Raw genomic sequence first — 23,761 nt, forward strand, 5'->3', positions numbered from 1 at the left:
GGGGACAAGTGGGACCTCCCGTGCCAAGCAGCCGGTCCGATGGATAGGGTCCCGAACTAATGGCAGCAGGACGAGAGCGGCGCGCGAAGGCCGAGAAGTTCACGGCCCGGTGGAAGATGCAGTGGCACCGGGCCCGCACCGGCCTGCGCAGAAGCGCCGTGGACTACTTCCGCGGCGACGGCTCCGACTGGATCGCGTTCGCCGGACTGCTGCTCACCATCCCCGTCCTGATGTCCGTGACCCTGGTCGACTCGGTGTGGTGCTCACCGGCCACCCTGGTGCTGCCGATCGTCGCCGGCGGCCTGCTGCTGCGTCCGGCGAGCCTGCTCGGCCTGTACGCGGCGGGCGCCACCGCACTGATCGTGGAGTCCGTACGGCTCGGCCCGTACACCGAGGGGCCGAGCCGGGTCACCCCGGGTGTGGTGCTGGTGGTGGCCGCGTGCGGTTTCTTCGGGCTGCTCACCGCCCAGTTCCGCAGCCGGGTCGGGGTGCCGTGGCGGCGCGGCGGCACCATGCTGTTCGACCTGCGCGAGCGGATCCGGGTGCAGAGCAAGCTGCCGAAGCTGCCGCAGGGCTGGCACCACGAGATGGCGCTGCGCCCGGCCGGCGGCCAGTCCTTCTCCGGGGACTTCGTGGTCGCGGCCCGGACCAACGGCGGCCGCACGCTGGAGGTGGTGCTCACCGACGTGTCCGGCAAGGGCATGGACGCGGGATCGCGCGCCCTGCTGCTGTCGGGCGCCTTCGGCGGCCTCCTGGGCTCCCTCCCCCCGCACGCCTTCCTGCCGGCCGCGAACGGCTACCTTCTCCGTCAGGACTGGGACGAGGGTTTCGCCACCTCCATCCATCTCGTCCTGGACCTCGACTCCGGCGACTACGAGCTGTACTCCGCCGGCCATCCGCCGGGGCTGCAGCTGAGCGCGGGCAGCGGACGCTGGGAGGAGAAGGCCGCCGAGGGGCCGCTCCTCGGTGTGTACGACGGCGCCCAGTTCGACCCCGTGAAGGGCTCGCTGCGGCCCGGTGACGTGTTGATGCTGTTCACGGACGGTCTGGTGGAGACCTCCGACCGCGACATCGTCGAGGGCATCGACCGGCTCACCGGCGAGGCCGACCGCTATGTCACCGGCGGCTTCCACGGCGCGGCCTGGCACCTCATCGAGGCGGTCGCCAAGGACGTCAACGACGACCGGGCCCTCCTCCTGATCTGCCGCCAGGCGACGGCGATGCTCCGCTGAGCGACACTGGGCCGATGACACAGCTCACGCTCGCCGAGGTCGAGGCCGTCGCCCGCAGCGCCCACGAGGGCCAGACCGACAAGGCGGGACGGCCGTACGCCGAACACCTCGCCGCCGTCGCCGCCGGTGTGCGCGCCCGGGGCGGGGACGCCGAACAGATCGCGGCGGCCTGGCTGCACGACTCCGTCGAGGACGACGCGCTCACCCGTCAGTGGCTCGAACAGGCGGCCCTGAGCGCACGTACCAAGGCCATCGTGGACGCCCTCACCAAGCGGCCGGGCGAGGGGCCGGAGGCGTACGCGGGGCGGATCCTCGCCACGGACGGAGCACTGCTGGTCAAGGAGGCCGACCTGGCGCACAACGCCGACCCGGAGCGGCTGGCGGCCCTGGACGAGCCGACCCGGAGACGACTGACCGAGAAGTACGCCCGGATGCGCGCGCTTCTCGGTCTGCGGGAGCGGTCGGGGTCCTAGGCGCCGGCCTTCTCGCGCTCACGTTCCTTGCGCTGCCGCTCACGGGCGAGTTCCGCCGCGTCCTGCTTGAACGCCCACTCCATCTTCGGCTCCATCGCGAACCGGAAGACGCGCTGTACGGGCCTGGTGCACAGCAGCGTGACGGCGGCGCCGAAGGCGAGGGTCACCAGGATCTCGCCGAGCGGACGGTGCAGCCAGGGGTGGTCGAACCAGCCGCGGTAGTCGGCGAACTTCACCAGGAAGCCGTGCAGCAGATAGCCGTACAGGGTGCCCGCGCCGAGCGCCGTGAACCACGTCTTCCGGCGCGGCACCCAGGCGAAGAAGCAGGCCGTCAGCAGCAGCGAGCAGCCCATCAGCGCGAGCGTCATCACCGGGCCGCACCACCAGGGCGCGCCCAGCTCCTGCGCGGAGTCCCGGTGGTAGAACCACGCTGTGTTCATGCGCGGCACCGCCCACCAGCCGACGGCCAGCGCGGCGGCGAACACCGGCACCGCGGCGATCCGCAGCCAACGGCGGCGCACCAGCTGGAAGTGCTCGGGCTTCATGCACAGACCGAGCACGAAGTACGGCAGGAACTGCAGGACGCGCTGCAGATCGAGGTCGTCACCGATGTTCGGGGTGACGGACGCCAGCATGGCGATGCCCAGGGCGACCGCGAACGGCGAGCGCACCAGCTTCCAGATCGGCGTCGTCAGCCGCCAGATGAACAGCGCGACCAGGAACCAGGTCAGATACCAGGGATCGAGGAGGCTGATCTCCTCGTGCGAGCCCGTGACCAGGTTCTTGAACGTCGGGTACGCCGTCTCGAAGACGACGTACGGCACCACGACACCGGTGATCAGCCGCTTCAGCCGGTCCGGGCGCATGTCGAAACCGCGCGAGAAGAAGCCGGAGATGATGATGAACGCCGGCATGTGGAAGCAGTACACGACCGTGTACAAGCTCTCCAGGATCCGGCTGTCGCCCTTCAGTGGCTCCCACGAGTGACCCATCGCGACGAGCACGATCGCCAGGTACTTGGCGTTGTCGAAGAACGCGTCGCGCTGCTTGCCGCCGTGATCTTTGCCGGGTCTGTCCGCCTTCGTCTGCCGCGCCTGCACACTCAGCGGGGTACGGGGACCGGGCACTCCGTCCGCCGGCGAGATTGCCGGGGGGAGCGGCCTGCGGTTCTGGCCGGAGGAGGAGGCGGCGTCAAACATCTCAGGCACCCTAGCGTCGTCTGTGGGATTTCGTAAAACCCCCGCAGCGATTCCTGGTTAACACCTCCGGATACCCGCCTATTTACCGAACTTGCCATCCCTGTCTACGTGATGGTGCCCACAGGGGGGCCGTTCGTTCACCCTTGATGTCCCGATTCATCCCCACTAAATGGGGCATACGACGCCTCTGTGTCGTCAATTCGAATTACCTGCGCACAGGATGTGTGGAGGCGGAAACGAAGTCGCGTAATTCCCGGGGGAGTCATGTGCGTGTGGCCCGGTCGAATTACTCTGCGGCGGGTCGCCCGCGTCGGCCGGTGCTCCGTCGGGTGTCCGACGTTGTGTCACGGGCGGCATGGGCGGGCCCGGTTGGTGGCACGATGGTTCTGGCGGGGGTGCGCGGGCCGTACCTCCGGGCCGGGAGAGCGGACCGACCGAGGGTGTGATCAGTTGTGGCCATTTCACTGTCTGTGGTGCTGCTGTTGGCGATCATCCTTGTGGTGCTCCTGAGAGGGGGGAACCTCAAGGCCGGACCCGCGATCGTCGCGGTCCTCTTCGGCTTCTTCCTCGCCTCGACCGGCATGGCCCCGTCCATCGACCGCTTCCTGAACTCGATAGCGGACTCCATCAACTCGATCAAGTTCTGATCGGACCGGGGCCGGCGGACCCGCGTCACACAGGGGGACGCACGGGGCCGGGTGGCGTGACACGGACCGGGTGACGTGGCGGGGGCCGGGTGGCGTGACACGGACCGGGTGACGTGGCGGGGGCCGGGTGGCGTGACACGGACCGGGTGGCGTGACACGGACGGCTGACCTGACATGGACCGGCTGAGGTGACATGGACCGGCTGAGGTGACATGGACCGGGCGAGGGGCACGGCCCTCCGCGGCCTCCTCTGCTCCAGTCGGACTGGCGGTCGCCGCTCGACGCTCCAGCCGGACGGGCGGTCGCCCCTCGATCAGGCGCGTCCGAGTCCAGCGCGTCAGCAGGACCACGGCTGCCCCCACCCCCGATCAGGCCTGCTCCGGCCATGACCGCGGCTGTCGGCCGCGTGCCACAGCGCCGTGCGCGTCAACGATCTCCGTTCACCCGCCGTCGGCGGGCCCCGGCCTCCGGAAACGATCAGAGCCAGGCGGAGGAAAGAACCTCTGACCTGGCCCTGAGCCATGTGGAGCGGGCGACGGGAATCGAACCCGCGTAGCTAGTTTGGAAGACTAGGGCTCTACCATTGAGCTACGCCCGCAAAGCGAGCCGCAGGTCGGTGACCGCGGCACTGGAGGCATCGTAGCGGGTCGCCGGCCGTCGAGGCCAACGAGTTGATCCCCGGAGCCTCGCGCGCGCCGCCTCGGAGAATGCGGCCGACGTAACCGGCCGGGGCATGTACCCTACGTGTCGCACCAGACGGGGTGTGGCGCAGCTTGGTAGCGCGTCCGCTTTGGGAGCGGAAGGCCGTGGGTTCAAATCCCGCCACCCCGACCACCTGCTCACGCACCTGTTCACAACGGTCGTGATGATCGCCTTTTGGGGCGCTGACCGGCTGCGGTTACTATGCAAGCTGCGCGCCCGTGTGTCCCGGCCCACTCGGCCTACGAACTCCTCCGGGCGGCGAATCCGCCGGACCTGTCTGGCTCCGGCAGAAACCAAGAAGTCAGCCACAAGGAGACCGAACCGTGAAGAGCGCCGTGGAGACCCTGAACCCGACCCGGGTTCGGCTCACTGTCGAGGTGCCCTTCGAGGAGCTCAAGGACAGCCTCGACGCGGCGTACAAGAAGATCAACCAGCAGGTCACGGTGAAGGGCTTCCGCAAGGGCAAGATCCCCGCCCGGGTCATCGACCAGCGGTTCGGTCGTGGCGCCGTGCTGGAGGAGGCCGTCAACGACGCGCTTCCGAAGTTCTACACCGAGGCGGTCAACGAGGCCGAGCTCAGCCCGCTCGGCCAGCCCGAGGTCGACATCACGGAGCTGAAGGACGGCGAGACGCTGAACTTCACCGCCGAGGTCGACATCCGCCCGGCCCTCGAGATCCCGGACTACTCCGGCATCGAGGTCGAGGTCGACGCCGTCGAGGTCACCGACGAGGACGTGGAGAAGTCGGTCGAGCAGCTGCGCGAGCGCTTCGCCTCCACCTCCCCGGTCGAGCGCGCCGCCGAGGACGGCGACGTCGTCACCATCGACCTGGAGGCCAAGGTCGACGGCGAGGTGCTGGAGGACGGCATCGCCAACGGCGTCTCCTACACCATCGGCTCCGGTGAGCTGCTGGACGGCATCGACGACGCCGTGAAGGGCCTGGAGGCCGGTGGCGAGGCCACCTTCACCTCCGAGCTGAAGGGCGGCTCCGCCGCGGGCAAGGAGGCCGAGGTCACCGTCAAGGTCACCCAGGTCGCCGCCCGTGAACTGCCCGAGCTGGACGACGACTTCGCGCAGCTCGCCTCCGAGTTCGACACCCTCGACGAGCTCAAGGCCGACAGCCGCAAGCGCCTCGCGAACATGAAGCAGTTCGACCAGGCCACCCAGGCCCAGGAGCGCGTCCTGGAGAAGCTCCTCGAGCTGGTCGAGGTCCCCGTCCCCGAGAAGCTGCTCGAGGACGAGATCAACACCCGCAAGCACAACCTGGAGCACCACCAGCTCGCCCAGATGGGCCTGACCCTCGACAAGTACCTGGAGATCCAGGGCAAGACCGCCGAGGAGTTCGACGCCGAGACCCACGAGGCCGCGGTCAAGGGCATCAAGACCCAGTTCGTCCTGGACGAGCTGGTCAAGAAGGAGCAGCTCAACGTCAACCAGGAGGAGCTCACCGAGCACCTCATGCGGCGTGCGGCGTCCTCCGGCATGTCCCCCGACCAGTTCGCCCAGGCCGTCGTCGAGGGCGGCCAGGTGCCGCTCCTGGTCGGCGAGGTCGCCCGCGGCAAGGCCCTGGCCGTCGTGGTCGAGGCCGCCACGGTGAAGGACACCAACGGCGAGATCGTCGACCTGGACGACGAGGACGAGGAGGAGGAGACCGAGGCCGCTGAGGCGTCGGAGACCTCCGAGGAGACCACCGAGGGCTGACCGGCCCTACGGCGCCTCTGAAGCGCGTACACAGGCCCCCGGGAGTGTCTCCCGGGGGCCTGTGCCGTATGCGGGGGAGCAGCCCCCTGAAGGGGCGCGTGGAACTGCGCGAACAACCCCCACGCACCCGCGGCCCGACGATCCCCCGCGCCACCCCCCCCCCACGAACCGCACCGCCCCCCAGCGGAGCGCTACGCCCCCGGCGAACACCCGCATTCCCGGGATTCCCCGAAGGGACCCTCGCGTTAGGGTCCATGAAAGGCAGAACAATGAGACGGCCCGGCGCCGTCGTAAGACGAGCAGGTGGATACGTGACGAATCTGATGCCCTCCGCCGCCGGCGAGCCTTCCATCGGTGGTGGCCTCGGCGACCAGGTCTACAACCGGCTGCTCAACGAGCGGATCATCTTCCTCGGCCAGCAGGTTGACGACGACATCGCCAACAAGATCACCGCGCAGCTGCTGCTCCTCGCCGCCGACCCGGAGAAGGACGTCTACCTCTACATCAACAGCCCCGGCGGCTCGGTGACGGCCGGCATGGCGATCTACGACACCATGCAGTACATCCCGAACGACGTGGTCACGATCGCGATGGGCATGGCGGCCTCCATGGGCCAGTTCCTGCTCACCGGCGGCACCGCCGGCAAGCGCTTCGCCCTGCCGCACGCGGACATCATGATGCACCAGGGCTCCGCCGGCCTCGGCGGTACGGTCTCGGACATCAAGATCCAGGCCGAGTACCTGATGCGCACCAAGAAGCGCATGTCCGAGCTGACCGCGCTGCACTCCGGCCAGACGGTCGAGACCATCATCCGCGACGGCGACCGCGACCGCTGGTTCACCCCGGAGGAGGCCAAGGAGTACGGTCTCATTGACGAGATCATCACGCACGCCTCGGGTGTTCCGGGAGGCGGCGGCACCGGTGCCTGACCGGCCCGGCCACGCCACGCACCGCGAAGACACCAGCCCCCCGAACGCCACCAGGACGGTGAACCCCATGAGCAACTTCCCCGGCGCCGCCAGCGGCATGTACGAAGGGCCCCGCCCCGACAGCCGCTACGTCATCCCGCGCTTCGTCGAGCGCACCTCCCAGGGCATCCGCGAGTACGACCCGTACGCGAAGCTCTTCGAGGAGCGCGTGATCTTCCTGGGCGTCCAGATCGACGACGCCTCCGCCAACGACGTCATGGCGCAGCTGCTGTGCCTGGAGTCGATGGACCCGGACCGGGACATCTCGATCTACATCAACAGCCCCGGGGGCGACATGACCGCCCTCACGGCGATCTACGACACGATGCAGTTCGTGAAGCCCGACATCCAGACGGTCTGCATGGGCCAGGCGGCCTCCGCCGCGGCCATCCTGCTCGCCGCCGGCACCCCCGGCAAGCGCATGGCGCTGCCGAACTCGCGCGTCCTGATCCACCAGCCGGCGGGCTCCACCGGCCGCGGTCAGCTCTCCGACCTGGAGATCATCGCCAACGAGTTCACCCGGATGCGTGAGCAGCTGGAGAACATGCTGGCCAAGCACTCGAACCGGCCGATCGAACAGGTCCGTGAGGACATCGAGCGCGACAAGATCCTCACGGCCGAGGAGGCGCTGGAGTACGGCCTCGTCGACCAGATCATCTCCACCCGCAAGCTGAACAACGCCGCCGTCCGCTGACGCGGCGCGGCATACTCTTTGCCCCTCTTGGCACGGTGCACGTCAAAGTGAACCCTGCCAAGGGGGGCCCGAACACGGGGCCCGGCAAGGTACCGTCGACATAAGGCAGCACCAGGAGCCGCTGGACTCGAAAGTGTCCGGGCGTCTCCCAGGCGAAGGGGAAGCACACCGTGGCACGCATCGGTGACGGCGGCGATCTGCTCAAGTGCTCGTTCTGCGGCAAGAGCCAGAAGCAGGTCAAGAAGCTCATCGCAGGGCCCGGTGTGTACATCTGCGACGAGTGCATCGATCTCTGCAACGAGATCATCGAGGAGGAGCTCGCGGAGACCAGCGAGGTGCGCTGGGAGGAACTGCCCAAGCCCCGCGAGATCTACGAGTTCCTGGAGGGGTACGTCGTCGGCCAGGAGGCCGCGAAGAAGGCCCTCTCCGTCGCGGTGTACAACCACTACAAGCGGGTCCAGGCGGGCGAGAACGGCGGCGCGAGCGGCCGTGACGACGCCATCGAGCTGGCGAAGTCCAACATCCTGCTGCTGGGCCCCACGGGCTCCGGCAAGACCCTCCTCGCGCAGACCCTGGCGCGCATGCTCAACGTGCCGTTCGCGATCGCCGACGCCACCGCGCTCACGGAGGCCGGCTACGTCGGCGAGGACGTCGAGAACATCCTCCTGAAGCTGATCCAGGCGGCGGACTACGACGTCAAGAAGGCCGAGACCGGGATCATCTACATCGACGAGATCGACAAGGTGGCCCGCAAGAGCGAGAACCCGTCGATCACCCGCGACGTATCCGGCGAAGGCGTCCAGCAGGCCCTCCTGAAGATCCTGGAGGGCACCACGGCCTCGGTCCCGCCCCAGGGCGGCCGCAAGCACCCCCACCAGGAGTTCATCCAGATCGACACGACGAACGTCCTGTTCATCGTGGGCGGTGCCTTCGCCGGCCTGGAGAAGATCATCGAGGCCCGCGCGGGTGCCAAGGGCATCGGCTTCGGCGCCACGATCCTCTCCAAGCGCGAGCTGGAGTCCAAGGACGTCTTCGAGGACGTCATGCCGGAGGACCTGGTCAAGTTCGGCATGATTCCCGAGTTCATCGGCCGCCTCCCGGTCATCACGAGCGTCCACAACCTCGACCGCGAGGCGCTCCTCAAGATCCTGGTAGAACCCCGCAACGCCCTGGTCAAGCAGTACCAGCGCCTCTTCGAACTCGACGGCGTGGAGCTGGACTTCGAGCGCGAGGCCCTGGAGGCCATCGCCGACCAGGCCATCCTCCGCCAGACCGGCGCCCGGGGCCTGCGCGCCATCATGGAGGAAGTCCTCCAGGGCGTCATGTACGAGGTCCCGTCCCGAAAGGACGTGGCCCGCGTGGTCATCACGGCCGACGTGGTCCTCTCCAACGTCAACCCGACCCTGATTCCGCGGGATGCGCGGGGGCGGGGGTCTGGGGAGCAGAAGTCGGCGTAGCGCCGTACCAAACGCAGAAGTGATGCCCGGCACCTGTGAGGTGCCGGGCATCACTCATTTCCCCAGGCTACGTCACATCTTCACGCGCACATCGTTGCGCAGCTTGGCCCCCAGCTCCGCGGTGTCGTCGATCGTGCCGCCGTCACCGGAGGCCAGCATGGCGACGCTGAAGCTCGACACGCGGGCGACAGTGCTGTGGTCGGCCCAGATGCAGACCGGCACCTTGACCGACTTCGCCGTCTCGCTGGAGGACGCCGAGGAACTGGTGTTGTCGAGCTGGATCACCTGGCACTTCATGATGCCGTTGGAGAAGCCCGACGGGTTGACCTGCTGAGGGCTGCCGATGAGCTTGCCCTTCAGGTCGGAGCTGCTCTGGTCCTTCTCGGACGAGGCCTTGGCCTTGGCGAACGCGGCGTCGATGACGGCCTCAGGGTTGTCGATCGTGCCGTACACACCGCTGAAGGAGAGGCCCTTCGCGGTGAGGCCCTTGCCGTTCTGGTACGTGCCGTTGACGCCCGTCGGGTTCTTGACGCCGGCCTTCTCGAAGTCCTTCAGGTCGGACGCGGTGACCTCGTCACCGGACCCCTGGTCCGACTTCTTGTAGGTCCCGTTGATCACCGTCGCGGGCGTGATCAGCTTGTGCGGACCGTCGTCCGCGACGCTGCCGCCGCTCCCGCCGCCGAGCGCGAAGGCCGCGCCCACCGCCACGGCCGCCACCACGGCCACCGCGCCGATGATCAGGCCCGTCTTCTTCTTGCCACCCGCCGGGGCCGGGGGCTGCGGCATGCCGTAGGGCTGCTGGCCGTAGGGACCCGGCTGCTGGCCGTACGGGTTCGGCTGCTGCGGCACGCCGCCCTGCTGCGGGTAGCCGTACCCCGGCTGCGGCGGGACGGCCGGAGGTGCCTGCTGGGGGTAGCCGTAGCCGGGCTGCGGGGCCTGCGGCTGCTGGCCGTACGGGCCCGGCTGGCCGTAGGGCCCGGGCTGGCCGTACGGACCAGGCTGCCCCGGCTGGCCGTACGGACCCGGCTGCTGGGGCGGCCCGCCGTACGGGCCCGGCTGGTTGTTGCTCATCTCTGGGTTCCCCTCCAGATGCTTATGTGTTCCTGACATCCTGGACCAGGCACAGGAAACGCACGGCACCGGGGGCCGCACCGTTACACAACAAACGCGTTTCGGGACCACCCCGTGACACCTCTAAACTGACCCCCGTGACCGAGAACGCTCAGCAGCAGCCACCCGCGCCCGACTCCGAACTGCCGACCCAGTACGCGCCGGCCGATGTAGAGGGCCCGCTGTACGAGCGCTGGGTAGAGCGCGGTTACTTCGAGGCGGACGCCAAGAGCGACAAGCCGCCGTACACCATCGTCATCCCGCCACCGAACGTCACGGGCAGCCTGCACCTGGGCCACGCCTTCGAGCACACCCTCATCGACGCGCTGACCCGGCGCAAGCGCATGCAGGGCTACGAGACGCTGTGGCAGCCCGGCATGGACCACGCCGGTATCGCCACGCAGAACGTCGTCGAGCGCGAGCTCGGCAAGGAGGGCAAGTCCCGGCACGACCTCGGCCGTGAGGCCTTCGTCGAGCGCGTCTGGCAGTGGAAGGCCGAGTCCGGCGGCCAGATCAGCGGCCAGATGCGCCGCCTCGGCGACGGCGTCGCCTGGTCGCGTGAGCGGTTCACCATGGACGAGGGCCTGTCCCAGGCCGTCCAGACCATCTTCAAGCGCCTCTACGACGACGAGCTGATCTACCGCGCCGAGCGCATCATCAACTGGTGCCCGCGCTGTCTGACGGCCATCTCGGACATCGAGGTCGAGTACCAGGACGACGACGGCGAGCTGGTCTCGCTGAAGTACGGCGACGGGGACGACACCGTCGTCGTCGCCACCACCCGTGCCGAGACGATGCTCGGTGACACCGCCGTCGCCGTCCACCCCGACGACGAGCGCTACCGGCACCTCGTCGGCAAGCTCATCAGGCTCCCGCTGACCGACCGTTCCATCCCGGTCGTCGCCGACACCCACGTCGACCCCGAGTTCGGCACCGGCGCCGTCAAGGTCACCCCGGCCCACGACCCGAACGACTTCGAGATCGGCCAGCGACACAACCTGCCGGCCATCACGATGATGGACGAGCACGCCGTCATCACCGTCCACGGCCCCTTCCAGGGCATGGACCGCCTGGAGGCCCGCTCGGCCATCGTCGCCGCGCTGCGCGCCGAGGGCCGGATCGTCGCCGAGAAGCGGCCGTACGTCCACTCCGTCGGCCACTGCTCGCGCTGCAAGACCACCATCGAGCCGCGCCTGTCGATGCAGTGGTGGGTCAAGGTCGGCCCGCTGGCGAAGGCCGCCGGCGACGCCGTCCGGGACGGCCGCGTCAAGATCCACCCGCAGGAGATGGAGAAGCGGTACTTCGACTGGGTCGACAACCTCCACGACTGGTGCATCTCGCGCCAGTTGTGGTGGGGCCACCGGATCCCCGTCTGGTACGGCCCGGAGGGTGAAGTCGTCTGCGTCGGCCCGGACGAGGAGCCGCCGACCGGCGAGGGCTGGCACCAGGACACCGACGTCCTCGACACCTGGTTCTCCTCCGGCCTGTGGCCGTTCTCCACCCTCGGCTGGCCCGAACAGACCGAGTCGCTCGCGAAGTTCTACCCGAACTCCGTCCTGGTCACCGGCTACGACATCCTCTTCTTCTGGGTCGCCCGGATGATGATGTTCGGTCTGTACGCGATGGACGGCACCCCGCCGTTCCACACCATCGCCCTGCACGGCATGGTCCGCGACCAGTTCGGCAAGAAGATGTCGAAGTCCTTCGGCAACGCGGTCAACCCGCTGGACTGGATGGACAAGTACGGCAGCGACGCGCTCCGCTTCACCCTGGCCCGTGGCGCCAACCCCGGCGTCGACGTCCCGATCGGCGAGGACTGGGTCCAGGGCTCCCGCAACTTCGCCAACAAGATCTGGAACGCCACCCGTTTCGCCCTGATGAACGGCGCGACGGTGGAGGGCCCGCTGCCGGACCCGGCGAAGATGTCGGCGACCGACCGCTGGATCCTCTCCCGCCTGAACTCGGTCGTGGCCGAAGTCGACGCCCACTACGACGACTTCCAGTTCGCCAAGCTGTCGGACGCCCTCTTCCACTTCGCGTGGGACGAGGTCTTCGACTGGTACGTCGAGCTGTCCAAGACGGTCTTCCAGGCGGGCGGCGAGCCGGCCGAGGTCTCCAAGCGGGTCCTGGGCGAGGTCCTGGACGTCACCCTCAAGCTGCTGCACCCGGTCGTCCCCTTCGTCACGGAGACCCTGTGGACGACCCTCACCGGCGGCGAGTCGGTCGTCATCGCGGACTGGCCGAAGGACAGTGGCTTCCGTGACGCATCCGCCGAGCGGGAGATCGAGACCCTCCAGTCGGTCATCACCGAGGTCCGCCGCTTCCGCGCCGACCAGGGCCTGCAGCCGGGCCAGCGCGTCCCGGCCCGCCTGACGCTCGACGGTACGGCCCTCGCCCCGCACGAGGCCGCCATCCGCCAGCTGCTGCGCCTGCAGCCGGAGGGCGACTCCTTCACGGCGACGGCGACCCTCCCGATCTCCGGCGCCGAGGTCGCGCTCGACCTCTCCGGCACGATCGACGTGGCCGCCGAGCGCAAGCGCCTCGCGAAGGACCTCGCGGCGGCCGAGAAGGAGAAGGCCCAGGCGAACGCCAAGCTCGGCAACGAGGCCTTCCTGGCCAAGGCCCCGGACCACGTGGTGGACAAGATCCGCACCCGCCTGGCCAAGGCGGACGAGGACATCGCCCGCATCACCGCCCAGCTGGACAAGCTGCCGCAGGCGTAGCACGTCGACGAAGGCCCCCGGAACTGCACAGTTCCGGGGGCCTTCGCCCACCTATGTCAGTGCCGCTCCGTAGACTGGCACCGTGAGCGACCCGAACGGCACCGATCAGCCCGACCCCCTCGACAGCTTCGACGAGATCATCGAGGCCGAAACCACCCGCGACCCCGACCTCGCCGTGATCGAGGCGGGCAGCCGCACCCTGCGCACCCAGGGCGGGCAGCCGTACACAGACGTACCCGCGCGGCCCGAGGACCCGGAGGTCGACAAGGCCCTGCGCGAGGTCGAGGCCGAGCTGGCCACCCGCTGGGGCGAGACCAAGCTGGAGCCCTCGGTCAGCCGTATCTCCGCGCTGATGGACGTCCTCGGCGAGCCCCAGCGGTCGTACCCCTCGATCCACATCACGGGCACCAACGGCAAGACCTCCACCGCCCGCATGATCGAGTCCCTGCTCGGCGCCTTCGAGTTGCGCACCGGCCGCTACACCAGCCCCCATGTGCAGTCGATCACCGAGCGCATCAGCCTGGACGGCGCCCCGATCTCCGCCGAGCGGTTCATCGAGACGTACCACGACATCAAGCCGTACGTGGAGATGGTGGACGCGCAGCAGGAGTACCGGCTGTCGTTCTTCGAGGTCCTCACCGGCATGGCGTACGCCGCCTTCGCGGACGCCCCGGTGGACGTCGCCGTCGTCGAGGTCGGCATGGGCGGCTCCTGGGACGCCACCAACGTCATCGACGGTGACGTCGCCGTGATCACCCCCATAGACCTGGACCACACCGACCGCCTCGGCGAGACGCCGGCGGAGATCGCCGGTGAGAAGGGCGGGATCATCAAGCAGGACGCGACCGTGATCCTGGCCCAGCAGCCGGTGGACGCGGCGCAGGTGCTGCTGAAGAAGGCCGTCGAGGTGGACGCCACCGTGGCCCGGGAGGGCCTGGAGTTCGGGGTCGTCGCCCGGCAGGTGGCCGTCGGCGGGCAGCTGATGACGCTGCGCGGCCTAGGCGGTGAGTACGGCGAGGTGTACCTGCCGCTGCACGGCGCCCACCAGGCGCACAATGCGGCCGTCGCCCTGGCCGCCGTGGAGGCGTTCTTCGGCGTCGGCGCGCAGCGCGCCGAGCCGCTGGACATCGACACCGTCCGCAAGGCCTTCGCGGCGGTGTCCTCGCCGGGCCGCCTGGAGGTCGTACGGCGCTCCCCGACGGTCGTGCTGGACGCGGCGCACAACCCGGCGGGCGCCCGGGTGACCGCGGAGGCGGTGCAGGAGGCGTTCGACTTCAGCCGGCTGATCGGCGTGGTGGGTGCGAGCGGCGACAAGAACGTGCGGGGTCTGCTGGAGGCCTTCGAGCCGATCTTCGCCGAGGTCGTCGTCACGCAGAACTCCAGCCATCGGGCGATGGACGCGGACGAGCTGGCCGCGATCGCCGTCGAGGTGTTCGGCGAGGAGCGGGTGCAGGTCGAGCCGCGGCTGCCGGACGCTCTGGAGGCCGCGATCACGCTGGCCGAGGAGGAGGGCGAGTTCGCCGGCGGCGGCGTGCTGGTCACCGGCTCCGTGATCACTGTCGGCGAGGCCCGGCTGCTGCTGGGGAAGGGCTGAGGACCGTAGATGCGTACGCTCTGTGCGTCGACCCTGATCGGCGAGTTCTTCATCATCGGGTTCGCCGGGCTCGTCGCCATGAAGGACCCCGGTCTGTCCGTCTCCACGGTGTGGCTGGTCAGCGGCATCGCCATGCTGCTGTGTGTGCTGCTGTGCGGCATGGTGACCCGGCCCGGCGGGGTGGCTCTCGGCTGGGCCCTGCAGCTCGCGCTGATCGCCTCCGGCGTCTTCGTCCCGACCATGTACTTCATGGGTGCGGTGTTCGCGGCGCTGTGGTGGGCGTCGGTGCACTTCGGCAGAAAGGTCGACGAGGCGAAGGCCAGATTCGCCGCCCAGGCGGAGTCCGGTTCCTCCACACCTGACGCTGTGTGACGGGCGGCCCGACACGCCCTGTAACCTCGTCCCACCACCGCAGACGACCGTCAGAAGGAGTCCCCCCGTGAGCCAGCGCACCCTCGTCCTCCTCAAGCCCGACGCCGTCCGTCGCGGCCTGACCGGCGAGATCATCAGCCGCATCGAGCGCAAGGCCGGCTGGCAGATCACCGCGCTGGAGCTGCGCACCCTGGACCGTGCCACGCTGGAGCAGCACTACGCCGAGCACGTCGGCAAGCCGTTCTACGAGCCGCTGGTCGATTTCATGTCCTCCGGCCCGGTCGTGGTGCTGATCGTCGAGGGCGAGCGGGTCATCGAGGGCGTGCGCGCGCTCGCCGGCCCGACCGACCCGATCGCCGCGGCGCCCGGTTCCATTCGCGGTGACTTCGGTGTGATCGTCCGCGAGAACCTGATCCACGCCTCCGACTCCGAGGAGTCCGCCGAGCGCGAGGTGAAGATCTTCTTCCCGGGCCGGGCGTGAGTCGCGGCCGTTTGAGTTTTCGGTAATTTTTCTGAGTGGGCGTCAGCTCTGTCCGGTGGCGCCTGACCAGGGGCGGCCGTACATTTCCGGCCGTCCCTTGGCATATGCCTTGCCGTTCGGGGGAACGCGTGCCACCGATGGAGCGTCTCCACAAGCGGGGCGGGCCGCCACATGGTGACAATGGCGGAGACCCTCGCGCAGTGTTCGCGAAGGCGCGTTTACGATGGAAGCCTTCGCGTCACCGCACCCGCCTCGCCGACCTGATATGCCCTCAAAAGCTCGGGAAGGCCAGATGAATCCGGATGGGGAACTCAATGTCGTTCATCGGCCGTGACATGGCTGTCGACCTCGGGACCGCCAACACGCTGGTGTACGTCAGGGGTCGCGGAATCGTACTCAACGAGCCGTCCGTCGTCGCGATCAACACCAACACGGGTGGGATCCTCGCGGTCGGTGCCGAAGCGAAGAAGATGATCGGCCGGACGCCGGGCAACATCGTCGCCGTCCGCCCGCTGAAGGACGGCGTGATCGCCGACTTCGAGATCACCGAGCGAATGCTCCGCTACTTCATCCTGAAGATCCACAAGCGGCGGTATCTCGCCCGCCCGCGGGTCGTCGTCTGTGTGCCCTCGGGCATCACGGGCGTCGAGCGCCGCGCCGTGATCGAGGCGTCCTCCCAGGCGGGTGCGCGCCAGGTGCACATCATCGAGGAGCCCATGGCCGCGGCCATCGGCTCCGGCCTGCCGGTCCACGAGGCCACGGGCAACATGGTGGTGGACATCGGCGGCGGTACCACGGAGGTCGCGGTCATCTCGCTCGGTGGCATCGTCACCGCCCAGTCCATCCGGGTCGCGGGCGACGAGCTGGACAACGCGATCATCCAGTACATCAAGAAGGAGTACAGCCTTCTGCTGGGTGAGCGCACGGCCGAGCAGATCAAGATCACGATCGGTTCGGCGTACGACCTCGACTCCGACGAGCACACCGAAGTCCGCGGCCGGGACCTGGTGTCCGGGCTGCCCAAGACCGTGGTCATCTCGGCCGCCGAGGTCCGCAAGGCGATCGAGGAGCCGGTCAACGCCATCGTGGACGCGGTCAAGACGACCCTCGACAAGTGCCCGCCGGAGCTGTCCGGCGACATCATGGACCGAGGAATCGTTCTGACCGGCGGCGGAGCCCTGCTGCGCGGGCTCGACGAGCGGCTGCGCCGGGAGACCGGCATGCCGATCCACATCGCCGAGGACCCGCTGGACAGCGTGGCGCTCGGTTCCGGCAAGTGCGTCGAGGAGTTCGAGGCGCTGCAGCAGGTCCTGGACGCCCAGCCGCGCAGATGACGTAACTCTTCGATTCCGCCGTACGAGACGTTCTCCTCTCGTGCGGCGGATCGTTGATATAGAGGCATAAGCTCCCACAAATGGGCCCCTCGGGTTTGCGTTTCGCGTATCCCGTCGCGTGACACGCCCGCCAAGGGGCTCCCGAATTCCTATTGAGGAAGGGCACGGCCGCCGCACGTGAGGGACACGAAAGAGAGCCGGCTGCTCCTGGTCCTGCTGATCGCCATCGCGTTCGCGCTGATCACGGTGGATATCCGCGGAGGCCGGAACTCCCCGGTCGACGGCGCCCGGCAGGCCGCGGCCGCGGTGTTCGGCCCTGTCGAGAACGGCCTGTCCTCCGCGGTCGATCCGGTCGGCAACGCCGTATCCGCGATCCGCGCCTCCGGCGGCCGGCACGACCGGCTCGCCCGGCTGGAGAAGGAGAACGCGGCCCTCAAGGCGAAACTCGGCAGCGACGACCGCAACCGCAGCCGGCTGAACCAGCTCGACAAGATGCTGAAGATCGCCGGCGAGGGCCAGTACGGCATCAAGGGCGCCCAGGTCATCGCCATAGGAGCGGCCCAGGGCTTCTCCTGGACCATCACCATCGACGCCGGCGCCAACGACGGCATCAAGCGCGACATGACCGTCCTCAACGGCGACGGCCTGGTCGGCCGTGTCACCACCGTCGGCCCGGACACCTCCACCGTGCTGCTCGCCAACGACCCCGACTTCACCGTCGGCACCCGCATGGAGGGCAGCGACGAACTCGGCTTCGCCTCCGGGCAGGGCGACCGCCCGCTGCGCGTGGAACTGCTCAACGGAAAGGCGGAGGTGAAGAAGGGCGACCGCCTCGTCACCTTCGGCTCGGAGGCCGACCGCCCGTTCGTGCCCGGTGTGCCGGTCGGCGTGGTCTCCCGCGTCGAGCCCTCCAACGGCGGCCTCACCCGCACGATCTATGTCACCCCGTACGTCGGCTTCACCAAGCTCGACATCGTCGGAGTGGTCGTCCAGACACCGAAGAAGGACCCGCGCGACGAGGTCCTGCCGGCCAAGCCCAAGCCGGTCCCGACGGTGACCGTGACGGTGACCCCGTCGGCCAACGCGAACGACTCGACCGGCCAGCAGCAGTAGGAGCTGACTCTTCCCATGCGCCTCAACCGGATCCTGCTCTCCAGCGCGCTGGTCGTCGTGGCCCTGGTGGTCCAGGTGAGCGTCCTCGCCCGCCTGCATCTGCCGGGCGCCGTCCCCGACCTGCTGCTGCTCACCGTCCTCGGCCTCGCCATGGTGTACGGCCATGTGGGTGGCGCCCTCGTCGGCTTCGGCGCCGGCCTGCTCGCCGACCTGGCCCCGCCCGCCGACCACGCGGCCGGCCGCTACGCCCTCGTGCTCTGCGTCACCGGCTACTTCGCCGGGCTCATCAGGCCGGAGAACGGCCGGCTGAAGTCGGCGACCGGCCCGATGGCCGTCGTGGTCGCCGCCGCCATCGGCTCCACGCTGCTGTACGCGGGCGTCGGCGCGCTCGTCGGCGACACGGCCGCCCGCCATGTCGGCCTGCCCGGGCTGCTGTTCTCGGCGGCCCTGTACGACCTGCTGCTCGCCCCGTTCGTGGTCCCCGGGGTCATGTGGCTGGCCCGCCGCGCCGACAACGACCCGCTGACCGAGAGCGGCCCGGCCGCCAAGGCCGGCGACATCTCCACCGGCTGGCTCTCCTCCGGCACCGGCCTGCGCATCGGCAGCCAGCGTGGCGGCCTCGGCGCGCTGAAGGCCAAGGCCCGCACCCGCTCCACGCGGGTCGGCCGGATCAAGGGGGTCAAGCGGCTGTGAGAGCGAGTCAGGCGGCCGGGGACTCCACGGAGTTCACCCGAACGGGTCAGCTTTCGTGGAACGCGGGTTCACAGGCTGGTCGTTCATCATTCGTACGCGCGCAGCCGGTGCGCACACCCGCACCGTTCGCACAGACGCCCGCGCACTGAGAGGGGGAGACAGCCGCAGTGACCAACATCCCCGAGACCGGTCGGACCCCGCGGGTCCAGATCCGGCTCGTCGTGATCCAGATCCTCGTCCTCTCCCTGCTCGGCACGCTCGGCGGCCGACTGTGGTACCTGCAGATCCGTGAGGGCGCCCAGTACCAGAAGGAGGCGTCCGGCAACCACGTCCAGCAGGTCGTCGACCCCGCCGTGCGCGGCGACATCCTGGACGCCCGCGGGGTGCCCCTCGCGGACAACGAGACCCGCCTGGTCGTCTCCGCCTCCCGCACCGACCTGCTCAAGCAGAAGGACGACGGCAAGGCGGTCCTCACCAAGCTGGCCGGTGTCCTCGGCGTGAAGCCCGAGGAGGTCATCCAGAAGGTCCGGCTGTGCGACGCCAAGACCCCGAAGCCGTGCTGGAACGGCTCGCCGTACCAGCCGATCCCGATCACCGACAAGGCGACGCCCAAGCAGGCCCTGCAGATCCGTGAGCGCGCCGAGGACTTCCCCGGTATCACCGCCGAGCCCGAGGCCGTGCGCCGCTATCCGGGCCCGGGCAACGCCAACACCGCGCAGGTCCTCGGCTATCTCTCGCCCGTCACCGACGCCGAGATCCAGAAGGCCAAGGACACCGACTCGCCCTATCTGCGCTCCGACATGGTCGGCCGCTCCGGCCTGGAGCGGGAGTACGACAAGGAACTGCGCGGCAAGGCCGGCGTCACCCGTTACGAGGTGGACAACCTCGGCCGCGTCATCGGCAAGGCCAAGTCGGACGCCGCCGAGCCCGGCTCGAACCTGGTCACCAGCATCGACTCCCGGGTCCAGCGCGTCGCGGAGTACGAACTGGACAAGGCGATGAAGGCCGCCCGCCAGCAGTTCGACAAGAACACCGGCGAGAACTTCAAGGCCGACTCCGGCGCCGTCGTCGTCATGGAGGCCAGGACCGGCCGGATCGTCGCGATGGCCTCGGCCCCGACCTACGACCCGAACGTCTGGGTGGGCGGCATCTCCGCCAAGGACTACAAGGCCCTCACCGGCAAGGACTCCGACTACCCGCTGCTGAATCGGGCCATCCAGGGTCAGGCGGCCCCCGGTTCGACGTTCAAGGTGGTTTCCACGGCCGCCGCGGTCCAGGCCGGCTACGCCTGGGACGGCAACTACCCCTGCACCAGCTCCTACTCGGTCGGCGGACAGGTCTTCAAGAACTTCGAGGGCGAGAACTTCGGCGACATCTCCCTGGGCCGCGCCCTGGAGGTCTCCTGCGACACCGTCTTCTACGGCCTCGGCGACAACGAGTGGAAGAAGGACGGCGGTATCAACCCCAAGAAGGGCCAGCCGAAGGACTGGTTCTTCAAGACGGCCCACCAGTTCGGCCTCGGCAAGGAGACCGGCATCGACCTGCCCAACGAGGTCACCGGCCGCGTCCCCGACCGCCAGTGGAAGCTCGACTACTGGAAGGCCAACAAGGACGCCTGGTGCAAGTCCGGCAAGAAGGACGGCTCCTACGTCGAGAGGATCGCCTACGAGAACTGCCTCGAAGGCAACAAGATGCGCGAGGGTGACGAGATCAACTACTCCATCGGCCAGGGCGACACGCTCGTCACGCCGATCCAGGAGGCCATGATCTACGGCGCCGTCGCCAACGGCGGCACCGAGTACGCCCCGACCATCGGCAAGGCGATCATCAGCGCCGACGGCAAGAGCGTCCAGGAGATCAAGCCCAAGGTGCAGCGCAAGCTGCCGGTCAGCCAGGCCACCCTCAAGGGTATGGACGACGCCTTCGCGGGCGTCATCACCCGCGGTACGGCCGCGTGGAAGTTCAACGGCTGGCCGCAGGACAAGATCCCGCTGCACGGCAAGACCGGTACCGCCGAGGTCTACGGCAAGCAGACCACCGGCTGGCTGGCCACGTACTCCAAGGACTACTCGGTGATCATGACGATCTCCCAGGCCGGTACGGGTTCCGGTTCCTCCGGCGAGGCCGTGCGCAATATCTACAGCGCGCTGTACGGCGTCCAGGGCGACGGCTCCATCGACAACAAGAAGGCGCTGCTGCCCCAGCCGCAGAAGGGCCTGCCGAAGGTCCGCACCGACGGCACGATCGACGCCCCGAAGATCAACGGCGACCCGGCGAAGGACGCCGAGGCCTCCCAGCAGAACAACCCCAGCAACGGCAGCGACCAGCAGCCCGCCACCTCGCCCTCGCCCACCGCGGGCAACCGCAACACCCGCAGGCGACCACGCAGGATCCCCAGGCGGGGAAGCCGGAGGATGCTCTCATGACCGGCGCGAACGGCTTCTCCGTCTCCGGGTACGGCCCCGAGCGGGCCGGCTGGACCAGGATCTTCGCCCGTGACTCGCTGGCCCGCAGGCTCGACTGGCCGATACTGCTGGCCGCCGTCGCGCTGTCCCTGATCGGGTCCGCGCTGGTGTTCTCGGCGACCCGCAACCGCACCGAGATCAACCAGGGCGACCCGTACTTCTTCCTGGAACGGCACCTGATGAACCTCGGCATCGGGTTCGCCCTGATGATCGGCACGCTCTGGCTGGGCCACCGCGCCCTGCGCAACGCCGTGCCGATCCTCTACGGCCTGTCGGTCCTGCTGGCCCTGGTGGTCCTGACCCCGCTCGGCGCCACCATCAACGGCCAGCGCAACTGGCTCGTGATCGGCGGCTTCTCGCTCCAGCCCGCCGAGTTCCTCAAAGTGGCGATCATCCTGGGCATGGCGATGATGCTCGCTGCCCGGGTGGACGCGGGCGACAAGCTGTACCCCGACCACCGGACCGTGGCGCAGTCCCTCGGCCTCGCGGCCGTACCGTGCCTGATCCTGCTGCTGATGCCCGACCTCGGCTCGGTGCTCGCCATGGTGGCCATCATCCTGGGCGTGCTGCTCGCCTCTGGCGCCTCCAACCGCTGGATCTTCGGCCTGCTCATCCTGGGCGTGATCGGCTGTGTCGCCATCTGGCAGCTGCACGTCCTGGACCAGTACCAGATCAACCGCTTCGCCGCGTTCGCCAACCCGGACCTGGACCCGGCGGGCGTCGGCTACAACACCAACCAGGCCCGCATCGCCATCGGCTCCGGCGGCCTGACCGGGGCCGGTCTCTTCCACGGCTCGCAGACCACCGGCCAGTTCGTGCCCGAGCAGCAGACGGACTTCGTCTTCACGGTCGCGGGGGAGGAACTGGGCTTCCTCGGTGCCGGCCTCATCATCTTCCTGCTCGGCGTGGTGCTGTGGCGGGCCTGCCGCATCGCCCGCGACTCCACCGAGCTGTACGGGACGATAGTGGCCGCGGGGATCGTCGCCTGGTTCGCCTTCCAGTCCTTCGAGAACATCGGCATGACCCTCGGCATCATGCCGGTCACCGGTCTCCCGCTGCCGTTCGTGTCGTACGGCGGCTCGTCGATGTTCGCGGTCTGGGTGGCCGTGGGGCTGTTGCAGTCGATCAAGGTCCAAAGACCCATGTCGGCGTAGGGCCTCCGGCGATCGGGCGGGGGCCACGCGGGCGCGCTGTTCACCGGGTGGGTGACGGGAGTTTTCCGGCCATTCACCCGAGGCTGCCCCTGCCGCACGACCCCGCGGACAACTAGATTCGATCCATGGCGGATGCGAAACGCGAGATCGAGCGCAAGTACTTGTCCGACGACAGCGGGCTGCCCGACCTGACCGGCGTCGGCGGAGTGGCGGCCGTCCTGGACAAGGGCCTGGTGGAGCTCGACGCCACCTACTACGACACCGCCGACGAGCGCCTGGCCGCCGCGGCCCTCACCCTGCGCCGCCGCACCGGAGGCTCGGACGCCGGCTGGCATCTGAAGTTCCCGGTCGAACCCGGCGTCCGGGACGAGATCCGGGCCCCGCTCTCCGACACCGTCCCGGAGGAGATCGCCGCCCTGGTCCGCTCCCGGGTCCGGGACGCCGAGCTGGTCCCGCTGGTCCGGCTGCGCTCCGCCCGGGATGTGCGTCACCTGGTCGACGCCGACGGCACCCTGCTGGCCGAGGCGAGCATCGACGCCGTGACCGCCGAGCGGCTCGCGAAGAAGGGCGGGTCCGCCCAGTGGACCGAGATCGAGGTGGAACTGGCCGACGACGGGGACCCCGCCTTCCTGGACCTGGTGGAGAAACGGCTGCGCAGGGCGGGCGTCCGGCCCTCCAAGTCGCCGTCGAAGCTCGCCCGGGCCCTGGAGCTGACAGGGGGAAAGCGCCGGACGGGCAAGCCCGCGCCGCCGGTGACGGCCGGCGACCATGTGCTCGCCTATCTGCGTGCCCAGCGGGACGTACTGGTCGAGCTCGACCCCGCCGTCCGCCGTGACGTGCCCGACTCCGTGCACCGCATGCGGGTCGCCACCCGCCGCGCCCGCAGCACCCTGCGCAGCTTCCGCTCCCTCCTCGACCGCGCCGTCACCGACCCCATCGCGGTTGAGCTGAAGTGGCTCGCGGGGGAGCTGGGCGTGGACCGCGACCAGGAGGTGATGGCCGAACGCCTGACAGCCGCCCTGGACGCCCTCCCGCCCGACCTGGTCCTCGGCCCGGTCCCCGAACGCCTCGCCTCCTGGGCCGAGGCCCGCGGCGGCGGCGCACAGGCCCATCTGACCGGCGTCCTGGACTCCCGCCGCTATCTGACCCTGCTGGACACCCTGGACGCACTCCTCACCGACCCGCCGCTGCGCAAGGCCGCCGGGAAAAAGCCGGAGAAGGTGCTCGCCAAGGCCATGGACAAGGACCTCGCGACCCTGTCCGCCCTGGTCGAGCAGGCCATCGACGTCCCGCCCGGCAAGGAACGCGACGTCGCCGTGCACGAGGCCCGCAAGAAGGCCAAGCGCACCCGGTACGCGGCCGAGGCGGCCGGCCCGGCCCTCGGCAAACCGGCCCGCTCCCTCACCAAGGCCATGAAGTCCCTGACCACCCTCCTCGGCGACCACCAGGACAGCGTCATGACCCGGCTGACCCTGCGCGAGCTGTCCGCGGTGGCCCATGCGGCGGGGGAGGGCACCTTCACCTACGGGGTGCTGTACGGCCGCGAGGAGGCACGGGCGGCACAGGCGGAGGCGGAGCTGCCCGTGCTGTGGAAGGAGATCAGGTCCGGGGCGGCCGGCTGAGCGTTCGGGGGAGCCCGCCGGGCGGGTT

19 protein-coding genes and 2 tRNA genes are annotated in these 23,761 nt (G+C 69.2%); 18 read left to right on the forward strand and 3 right to left on the reverse strand.

Annotated elements, in window-relative coordinates; translation table 11 throughout:
* Positions 1 to 59 precede the first annotated feature (59 nt).
* Both ACWCQS_RS09515 and ACWCQS_RS09520 read left to right on the forward strand, forming a co-directional pair.
* Positions 60 to 1,232 (forward strand): PP2C family protein-serine/threonine phosphatase, encoded by a 1,173-nt coding sequence (locus ACWCQS_RS09515; protein ID WP_451003898.1) that lies wholly within the window; start codon positions 60 to 62, stop codon positions 1,230 to 1,232.
* 14 nt (positions 1,233 to 1,246) lie between these two features.
* A complete protein-coding gene (locus tag ACWCQS_RS09520) occupies positions 1,247 to 1,705 on the forward strand; it encodes an HD domain-containing protein (RefSeq protein ID WP_451003899.1) in 459 nt (152 codons plus the stop codon).
* On the opposite strand, the gene ACWCQS_RS09525 is transcribed toward ACWCQS_RS09520, so the two are convergent.
* The gene (locus tag ACWCQS_RS09525; protein ID WP_451003932.1) at positions 1,702 to 2,832 is read right to left on the reverse strand and encodes an acyltransferase family protein; all 1,131 of its coding nucleotides are present in this window, start codon (positions 2,830 to 2,832) and stop codon (positions 1,702 to 1,704) included. The two genes, ACWCQS_RS09520 and ACWCQS_RS09525, sit on opposite strands and share 4 nt — an antisense overlap.
* A 524-nt stretch (positions 2,833 to 3,356) precedes the next feature.
* On the opposite strand from ACWCQS_RS09525, the gene ACWCQS_RS09530 reads away from it, so the two are divergent.
* The gene (locus ACWCQS_RS09530) at positions 3,357 to 3,551 is read left to right on the forward strand and encodes a hypothetical protein (RefSeq protein ID WP_451003900.1); all 195 of its coding nucleotides are present in this window, start codon (positions 3,357 to 3,359) and stop codon (positions 3,549 to 3,551) included.
* A 524-nt stretch (positions 3,552 to 4,075) separates the two neighbouring features.
* Here ACWCQS_RS09530 and ACWCQS_RS09535 read toward each other — a convergent pair.
* Positions 4,076 to 4,149, reverse strand: a tRNA-Gly gene (locus ACWCQS_RS09535).
* Positions 4,150 to 4,308: 159 nt separating this feature from the next.
* Between ACWCQS_RS09535 and ACWCQS_RS09540 the strand changes: the two genes are divergently transcribed.
* The 5 genes from ACWCQS_RS09540 to clpX all read left to right on the forward strand — a co-directional run bounded on the left by ACWCQS_RS09540 (position 4,309) and on the right by clpX (position 9,072).
* A tRNA-Pro gene (locus ACWCQS_RS09540) sits at positions 4,309 to 4,385 on the forward strand.
* Between the two features lie 191 nt (positions 4,386 to 4,576).
* Complete coding sequence (tig, locus tag ACWCQS_RS09545) at positions 4,577 to 5,953, forward strand: trigger factor (RefSeq protein ID WP_451003901.1); 1,377 nt, start codon at positions 4,577 to 4,579, stop codon at positions 5,951 to 5,953.
* A gap of 323 nt (positions 5,954 to 6,276) precedes the next feature.
* Positions 6,277 to 6,882: an ATP-dependent Clp protease proteolytic subunit gene (locus ACWCQS_RS09550; RefSeq protein ID WP_450985905.1), complete on the forward strand. Its 606-nt coding sequence runs from the start codon at positions 6,277 to 6,279 to the stop codon at positions 6,880 to 6,882.
* A gap of 67 nt (positions 6,883 to 6,949) precedes the next feature.
* On the forward strand, positions 6,950 to 7,615 hold the full coding sequence (locus ACWCQS_RS09555; RefSeq protein WP_059249543.1) for an ATP-dependent Clp protease proteolytic subunit: 666 nt from the start codon (positions 6,950 to 6,952) through the stop codon (positions 7,613 to 7,615).
* Positions 7,616 to 7,785: 170 nt separating this feature from the next.
* A complete protein-coding gene (gene clpX / locus ACWCQS_RS09560; protein ID WP_225100891.1) occupies positions 7,786 to 9,072 on the forward strand; it encodes an ATP-dependent Clp protease ATP-binding subunit ClpX in 1,287 nt (428 codons plus the stop codon).
* A 72-nt stretch (positions 9,073 to 9,144) separates the two neighbouring features.
* On the opposite strand, the gene ACWCQS_RS09565 is transcribed toward clpX, so the two are convergent.
* Positions 9,145 to 10,143: a hypothetical protein gene (locus ACWCQS_RS09565; RefSeq protein WP_451003902.1), complete on the reverse strand. Its 999-nt coding sequence runs from the start codon at positions 10,141 to 10,143 to the stop codon at positions 9,145 to 9,147.
* A 137-nt stretch (positions 10,144 to 10,280) separates the two neighbouring features.
* Here ACWCQS_RS09565 and ACWCQS_RS09570 point away from each other — a divergent pair, with 137 nt between their 5' ends.
* The 10 genes from ACWCQS_RS09570 to ACWCQS_RS09615 all read left to right on the forward strand — a co-directional run bounded on the left by ACWCQS_RS09570 (position 10,281) and on the right by ACWCQS_RS09615 (position 23,733).
* A complete protein-coding gene (locus tag ACWCQS_RS09570; RefSeq protein WP_451003903.1) occupies positions 10,281 to 12,905 on the forward strand; it encodes a valine--tRNA ligase in 2,625 nt (874 codons plus the stop codon).
* An 82-nt stretch (positions 12,906 to 12,987) separates the two neighbouring features.
* A complete protein-coding gene (folC, locus tag ACWCQS_RS09575; protein WP_451003904.1) occupies positions 12,988 to 14,499 on the forward strand; it encodes a bifunctional tetrahydrofolate synthase/dihydrofolate synthase in 1,512 nt (503 codons plus the stop codon).
* Positions 14,500 to 14,508: 9 nt separating this feature from the next.
* Positions 14,509 to 14,871, forward strand: a complete 363-nt coding sequence (locus ACWCQS_RS09580) for a DUF4233 domain-containing protein (RefSeq protein ID WP_450985861.1) — start codon at positions 14,509 to 14,511, stop codon at positions 14,869 to 14,871.
* A gap of 67 nt (positions 14,872 to 14,938) precedes the next feature.
* On the forward strand, positions 14,939 to 15,352 hold the full coding sequence (gene ndk / locus ACWCQS_RS09585; RefSeq protein ID WP_451003905.1) for a nucleoside-diphosphate kinase: 414 nt from the start codon (positions 14,939 to 14,941) through the stop codon (positions 15,350 to 15,352).
* 314 nt (positions 15,353 to 15,666) lie between these two features.
* Positions 15,667 to 16,686 carry a rod shape-determining protein gene (locus tag ACWCQS_RS09590; protein WP_020940056.1) on the forward strand — a complete coding sequence of 340 codons (1,020 nt, stop codon included), beginning with the start codon at positions 15,667 to 15,669 and terminating at the stop codon, positions 16,684 to 16,686.
* 177 nt (positions 16,687 to 16,863) lie between these two features.
* A complete protein-coding gene (mreC, locus tag ACWCQS_RS09595; protein ID WP_451003906.1) occupies positions 16,864 to 17,799 on the forward strand; it encodes a rod shape-determining protein MreC in 936 nt (311 codons plus the stop codon).
* 15 nt (positions 17,800 to 17,814) lie between these two features.
* On the forward strand, positions 17,815 to 18,492 hold the full coding sequence (gene mreD, locus ACWCQS_RS09600) for a rod shape-determining protein MreD (RefSeq protein ID WP_451003907.1): 678 nt from the start codon (positions 17,815 to 17,817) through the stop codon (positions 18,490 to 18,492).
* Positions 18,493 to 18,659: 167 nt separating this feature from the next.
* The gene (mrdA, locus tag ACWCQS_RS09605) at positions 18,660 to 20,918 is read left to right on the forward strand and encodes a penicillin-binding protein 2 (protein ID WP_451003908.1); all 2,259 of its coding nucleotides are present in this window, start codon (positions 18,660 to 18,662) and stop codon (positions 20,916 to 20,918) included.
* Complete coding sequence (rodA, locus tag ACWCQS_RS09610; protein ID WP_451003909.1) at positions 20,915 to 22,111, forward strand: rod shape-determining protein RodA; 1,197 nt, start codon at positions 20,915 to 20,917, stop codon at positions 22,109 to 22,111. Before mrdA ends, rodA begins: the two co-directional genes overlap by 4 nt.
* 125 nt (positions 22,112 to 22,236) lie before the next feature.
* The gene (locus tag ACWCQS_RS09615; protein WP_451003910.1) at positions 22,237 to 23,733 is read left to right on the forward strand and encodes a CYTH and CHAD domain-containing protein; all 1,497 of its coding nucleotides are present in this window, start codon (positions 22,237 to 22,239) and stop codon (positions 23,731 to 23,733) included.
* Positions 23,734 to 23,761 lie beyond the last annotated feature (28 nt).

It is taken from the genome of Streptomyces sp. NPDC002076 (genome assembly GCF_053593835.1).